6 protein-coding genes and 1 pseudogene are annotated in these 5,210 nt (G+C 71.4%); all 7 read right to left on the bottom strand.

What is annotated here, in order from left to right; translation table 11 throughout:
- The coding region (locus tag ACFWR9_RS42165) for a DUF5309 family protein (protein WP_383852835.1) at positions 1-434 on the bottom strand (434 nt) is incomplete at its 3' end.
- A 51-nt stretch (positions 435-485) separates the two neighbouring features.
- Positions 486-1,247 carry a hypothetical protein gene (locus ACFWR9_RS42160; protein ID WP_383852832.1) on the bottom strand — a complete coding sequence of 254 codons (762 nt, stop codon included), beginning with the start codon at positions 1,245-1,247 and terminating at the stop codon, positions 486-488.
- A gap of 65 nt (positions 1,248-1,312) precedes the next feature.
- Positions 1,313-2,473: a phage minor capsid protein gene (locus ACFWR9_RS42155; protein WP_383852829.1), complete on the bottom strand. Its 1,161-nt coding sequence runs from the start codon at positions 2,471-2,473 to the stop codon at positions 1,313-1,315.
- Entirely contained in the window at positions 2,433-4,016 is a 1,584-nt protein-coding gene (locus ACFWR9_RS42150; protein WP_383852826.1) for a phage portal protein, read from the bottom strand. Before ACFWR9_RS42150 ends, ACFWR9_RS42155 begins: the two co-directional genes overlap by 41 nt.
- Positions 4,003-4,218, bottom strand: coding sequence for a hypothetical protein (locus ACFWR9_RS42145; protein WP_383852823.1), 216 nt, complete (start codon positions 4,216-4,218; stop codon positions 4,003-4,005). The genes ACFWR9_RS42150 and ACFWR9_RS42145 overlap by 14 nt, the downstream gene beginning before the upstream one ends.
- Positions 4,218-4,391, bottom strand: a complete 174-nt coding sequence (locus tag ACFWR9_RS42140; RefSeq protein WP_383852820.1) for a hypothetical protein — start codon at positions 4,389-4,391, stop codon at positions 4,218-4,220. Before ACFWR9_RS42140 ends, ACFWR9_RS42145 begins: the two co-directional genes overlap by 1 nt.
- Positions 4,388-5,210: pseudogene (locus ACFWR9_RS42135) on the bottom strand (PBSX family phage terminase large subunit); the annotation flags it as partial. The pseudogene ACFWR9_RS42135 and the gene ACFWR9_RS42140, both read right to left, overlap by 4 nt.

Raw genomic sequence — 5,210 nt, 5'->3', positions numbered from 1 at the left:
TTGGCGTAGGTGCCCTGGATGAAGCTGAACTCGATGTCCCGCACCATCTGCTTGAGCATCTGCTCGATCTGCCAGTCCGCCTCGTTGGTGACGGGGTTGGACTCGGCGTTGTTGATGCCGCTCTTCGCCTGGACGGCGGCGAGCTTGGTGTACGAGACCTCCACGGTCTCGTGGTGGATCTGGACGATGTTGGAGACGTTCGCCCGGACGCGCTCCTGCCCGGTCGGCGCGTCGGCGCCCTCCAGCTTGGCGTTCTGCGCGGCGGCGCGCAGGTCGAAGGTCTGCCACTCGAACTCGATGCTGTTGGTCTGCCCGCCGCCGGTCAGGCCGCCGATCGCGGAGAAGAACGGCGTGTCGGACGGGGTGAGCTGGTGCAGCATCCCCGTGTAGTTCGGCAGGTTGTACGTGGTGCCCAGCGCGGTGATCCCGGCCATGGCCACTCTCCTTCATCCGTGATGGGGGCGCGGCCATGGCCGGACCCGGGTCTACTGCTGGTCCGTGAGGCCGGCCAGCTTGCTGTTCTCCAGGCGCATGGCGAGTCGCCAGTTGCCGTCCGCCTTGGCCTGCGCGATCTGCTGGTCGAGGTTGGGGGGCTGCTGTCCGGAGCCGCCGCCGAGGTCGCCGCCTGAGCGGCCGGGGCCCTTGGCCGGGGCGAGCTTGGAGAACTTCGTGACCGCTGACTTGATCGCGGCCACGTTCACCTCGCCGTCCTCGCCGACGAAGCGGGACACGTCGATGTACTCGGCGGCCTCGCCGAGGTCGATACCGGCCGCGGATACGGCGGCTCGGAACTCGGCACCGGCGAGCTTCAGTCCGTAGTCGGCGGCGGCGGCCGTGCGGCCCTTGTTCTCCGCTTCGGCCACGGCCTTCTCCTGCTCGGTCATCTGCGAGGCCTTGAGCGCGGCGAGTTCGTCCTGCGCCTTCTTGTTGGCCTTGGCGCGGTCCTCCCACTTGCGGGCTTCGGCCTTCCAGTCGGTGCCGTCTCCGTCCCCGGAGCCCGCACCGCCCTGCCCGCCGTCGCCCGAGCCGCCGGAGCCCCCGCCGTCCTGGCCCGAGCCCTGCCCGCCGTCGCCCTGGCCGCCGGCCGCGCCACCGTCACCGGAGCCGCCTTGGCCGCCTGATCCGGAGCCGCCTTCGCCCTCGCCGTTGCCACCCGCGATGGCGTAGATCGGCGAGCCGTTGCGGCGGTAGCCGAGCACCTCCAGCGCGTGGTGTGTGGCGAGCGGGTGCTTGAAAGGGTGCTGCATGGTGTTCTCCCGTGCGGGATGTCCGGCGGTCGCCGTGCGGCGGGTGCCGGTGGTCTGTGGGGCGCCTACCGGGCGGCGCCGATCTGTTCGCGCGTCGGTTTGCGGCGCAGGTCCGGGTGGGCCGCCACGTGCTCGCGGGCCGCCTTCTGCCACTTGCGGACGTACGCCCCGGCCCGGCGCCGCGCGGCCTCGTCCATCGCGGCGGCCTGCTCGCGCTTCCAGCGGCGGATGTGGCGCTCAATGGCCCGCTGACGCTGCGTGTCCTCGTACGTCGTCCCCGGGGTCGCGTGGTGAGGCGGCCGGGTCGACACGCCAGGCAGGTAGGCCGCCAGGGAGTGGCGGCAGTTGGGATGGAACAGGCCGGCCGCGCGTGCCTCGATCAGCGATCCAGCGATGTGGACGACGACCGGCGGCGTTGGCGGCCGTCGGCGAAGCAGCCCGCGGCGGGGCTCCTCGGGCGGGGCCGCGTGCTCCGCAAGCATCGTCTGCGGTCCCGGCGGCCCGGTCAGGGTGAGTACTTCGCCCTCCCACCGTTCGCACAACGGGCACTCCAGCGGGGCATCGGAGACCATCACCAGCCCGACGCCGATCTCCGCCAGGGCGTCGACGTGGCCCTCGACAGCTGCGCGTGCCGTCACGCTGCGCACGGCCATCTCGGCGTATGACGCCATGTCCCACGACCGGCCAGCACGGTCCACGAACCCCGTGACGCCGCGCTGCGCGAAGGCGTTGAGGGCCCGTTGGGAGGCCTGTCTGCGGGTGGCAGCGCCGAGGAGGACGTTCCCGGCCGGGCCGGACACGATCCGCCGGTACACGTCCACGATCGCGCGCGTGATCCGCGCGTACACCGGCCGCGTGTCGTCGGCCATCGAGGCGGCCAGCCGGTCGACGGCCGGCGCGTTCGGCAGCGTCTGCCGGGCCGCCAGCTCGCGGCCGATGTCCAGCGCGCCCAGCTCGGCGACGGCAGACTGTCGGCCGCGGTTGTACGCCTCGATCAGCGCGCGCCGTACGGCGCCGTTGGTGTCCTGCTGGAGCACGTTGGCGATCTCCTCCACGGCGGTGCGGAGGTTGCCCACGGCGGCCAGCTTCAGCTCAGCCCAGCGCGGCGACTGGATGTCCGCCTCCAGGGCGGCGGCCAGCCGTTCGAGGAGGGCGGCCTGGGCGTCGTCGTAGAGGCGGGCGACCTCAGTCGCCAGGTCCTCGGCCATCGCGGGGGACACCGGCATTCGGCACCCCCTCGCCCTCGGCCCCCGTCTCGAAGGGGTCGGCGACGTTACGGCTGGTCTCGGTCATGATCTTGTCGACCTCGGCCGTCACCTGCTTGTCGTCCCAGTCCGGGTGCAGGATCCGCACTGACGTCTCCCGGGACGCGGCCTCGGCACGGTTCAGCACCTCCACCGTGGTCGCCAGCTCGCCCAGGCCCTCGCTGATCGAGTCCTGGAACTCCACCTTCGGCGGCTCCACGTCCAGGCCGCTGACCCCGAACAGGGGCCCGGCCTCCACCGCCAGCTGGGCAGCGAGCGCGTCCGTGATGGCGGGCTTCCAGTACAGGGCCTTCCGGGACCGGGTGATCAGCGACCTGCGTTCGCGGGCCTTGATCTCGGTGGCGGTCACGGCCTGGCCGCCGCCGTCCCCGTGCTCCCCAAACGTGGACGCCGAATAGCCGGCCTGCCGGGCGGCCTCGGAGACCAGGGCGCGGCAGGTGTCGAGGTGCTGCTGGACGCGGATCTCGAACTGGACCACTTCCAGCGGGCTGGGGTCGCCCGGGCGTTGCAGCATGTTGAGCCCGGAGTAGACCCGGCGGTCCTCGTTCCACGCTGCGCCCTTGCCGGGGCCGAGGCTGTCCAGCATGGAGTTCGGGACGACGATGCGGCCCTTGCCGTTGATGATGTCGCGGATCCAGCTGGACCAGGTCTCGTCCAGGGAGTCCATGAGCGGCTCGATGCCCTGGAAGTCCGACTGTCCCCAGTAGGCGGCGGCCGGGACGTTCCTCCAGGCGCGCGCGGGGCGCACGTTGGGCGCGTACGAGGCGGTCAGGTGCTGCGGTGCCCCCGTATCGATCCAGTCCTCCCGGGTGATGGTCCGGGCGACTGCTTCGGTGGCCGGGTGGTCCTGGAGGGCGGTGCGCCGTCCGAGCATGCCCGGGGTGCCGATGTACAGGCCGTGGAGGATCCGGCCGCGCTCGTGCCGCTCCAGGTGCCTCCACACCGTGTTCCCGTCGGCCTCCACCACCGTCCAGAAGGTGACCGTGCGCAGGCGGCCGTGCGCGAACTCGGGTACGGCCTGGTCCGCCGGCACAGCCGTGTGCCATGGACGATCCGAGATCTCCTCGTCCCAGACGAGCCGCAGGTAGGCGCCGCCCAGGGCCGCGCACACCTCGCCGCCCTCCAGGAGCGTCGGGTGCAGCTGCTCCTGGAGCTTCTCCAGCCGCTCCTTCGTCGCGTCGCTGACGCCGGTCAGCGCGGGGGGCTCGGAGAACAGCAGAGAGGAACTGGTGCGGGCGATGTCCCCGGCGAGGGGGATGTGGAGCTTCTCCCGCTTCTGGCCGGGCTCGGTGGGCTGGCCCCAGAACCAGCGGGACACGGTGCCGATCAGGCCGCCGCGGTACTGGGACGGCCGGTTCTCGGGGAGTTCGCGGATGCCGCGGTTCAGGTAGCGGTCGCCGAGCCGGTCGGGCTCCGAGCTGTACCAGGCGTCCCAGTCGGCGAGCGCGGTCTGCACGACCGGATCGGTCGGCGGCCACGCGATATCCCGGTCAGGGAGCGGCATCCGTAGCCTCCTCGTCGGGCGGCAGCTCTCGGAGCTGCTTCAGATCGACCTCGCGGGCGACGATCTCCAGGCGGATGACGGGGAGGCAGTTGATTTCGGTCTGCACCGTGACTGCGCGCACCCCGGGGATGCGGAGGCCGTCCAGTTCGACGGTGCCGCGCCCGGAACCTTGCAGGCGCACCTTGGCGAGCTGTACCGGCATCAGACGGCCTCCCGTTCCATGAGCAGATGCGCGAGGCTCAGCCACGACGTGGCGAGTTCGTCGAGCCGCTCCATCAGAGCGAGGTTCGTCTCCAGCTCGGCGGCGCGCAGCAGCCGGGCGGCGTTCTCGATCGCGTCGTCCGGGGTGACCGGCTCGGGGACCTGACGCGTCACGCGGCTACCTCCAGGAGGGTCGGGATGTGCGGCCGCCACAGGGCCTCGGTCGTACGAACGCCGTAACGCAGTGCGTCACAGGAGTGGTCGTCCACCTTGATGGGCTTGTCCTCGCCCTTCTCCGCCGCCTCGTCGTCCCAGGAGTAGCCGGGCAGCTCCTCGATGAGGCCGACGGCCGAGGGGTGGACGCGAAGCCGGTCAGCCGCGAAGAGGCTGGAGACGGTGCGGATGCCGTCCAGGACCGTGTTCTCCGCCGGGGTTACACCGGTCACGCCGTCGCGGTGCAGCTGCTCGATGTACGAGGCCGCCGACGGGTCCACGACCGTCCACTCCGGGTGCACGCCGAGCACGTTGGTCTGCGGCTGCGACACCGAGGCCAGCCAGCGCCGGCGCTCCTGGCTGTACTCGGCGTCGGTCTTCTTCCGGCGCTGCGCGCGGGAGTCCCACCGGTACTCCGAGACGACGTACAGGCGCTGATCCACCCCGAGGCCGATCAGGAGATCGGAGTACGGGTTGGTCGTGCCGTAGTCGATCGCGTCGCACAGCCAGCGGCTGATGTGCGGGACGTCGCGGACGACGTGCCGGGTCTCGTCGAACGCCTCGTAGATGGCGCCCTCGGCCTGGACCCAGTGCCCGAGGATGTTCCGCCGGTAGAACAGGCCCACGTACGTGGACTTGAGGCTGGCGACGTACTCGGGGTCGAGGAACGGGTTGTCGTCCAGCGTGAAGTGCCACGAGCGCAGCCGGGTCTCGGCCGGCCGCTTCAGGTAGTCGCGGCGGAACCAGTGCGCCGGGTTATCCGGGTTGGTCGTCGTGAAT

Source organism: Streptomyces sp. NPDC058534, from assembly GCF_042717365.1.
In the GTDB taxonomy this organism is placed as follows: Bacteria; Actinomycetota; Actinomycetes; order Streptomycetales; family Streptomycetaceae; genus Streptomyces.
The sequence above is the reverse complement of the archived record's forward strand: the minus strand, read 5'-3'. Positions and strand labels throughout refer to the sequence as shown.

Coding starts and splice junctions, on each gene's coding strand:
- ACFWR9_RS42150 (WP_383852826.1), bottom strand. CDS start 4,016: ATGCCGCTCCCTGACCGGGATATCGCGTGGCCGCCGACCGATCCGGTC.
- ACFWR9_RS42160 (WP_383852832.1), bottom strand. CDS start 1,247: ATGCAGCACCCTTTCAAGCACCCGCTCGCCACACACCACGCGCTGGAG.
- ACFWR9_RS42155 (WP_383852829.1), bottom strand. CDS start 2,473: ATGCCGGTGTCCCCCGCGATGGCCGAGGACCTGGCGACTGAGGTCGCC.
- ACFWR9_RS42145 (WP_383852823.1), bottom strand. CDS start 4,218: ATGCCGGTACAGCTCGCCAAGGTGCGCCTGCAAGGTTCCGGGCGCGGC.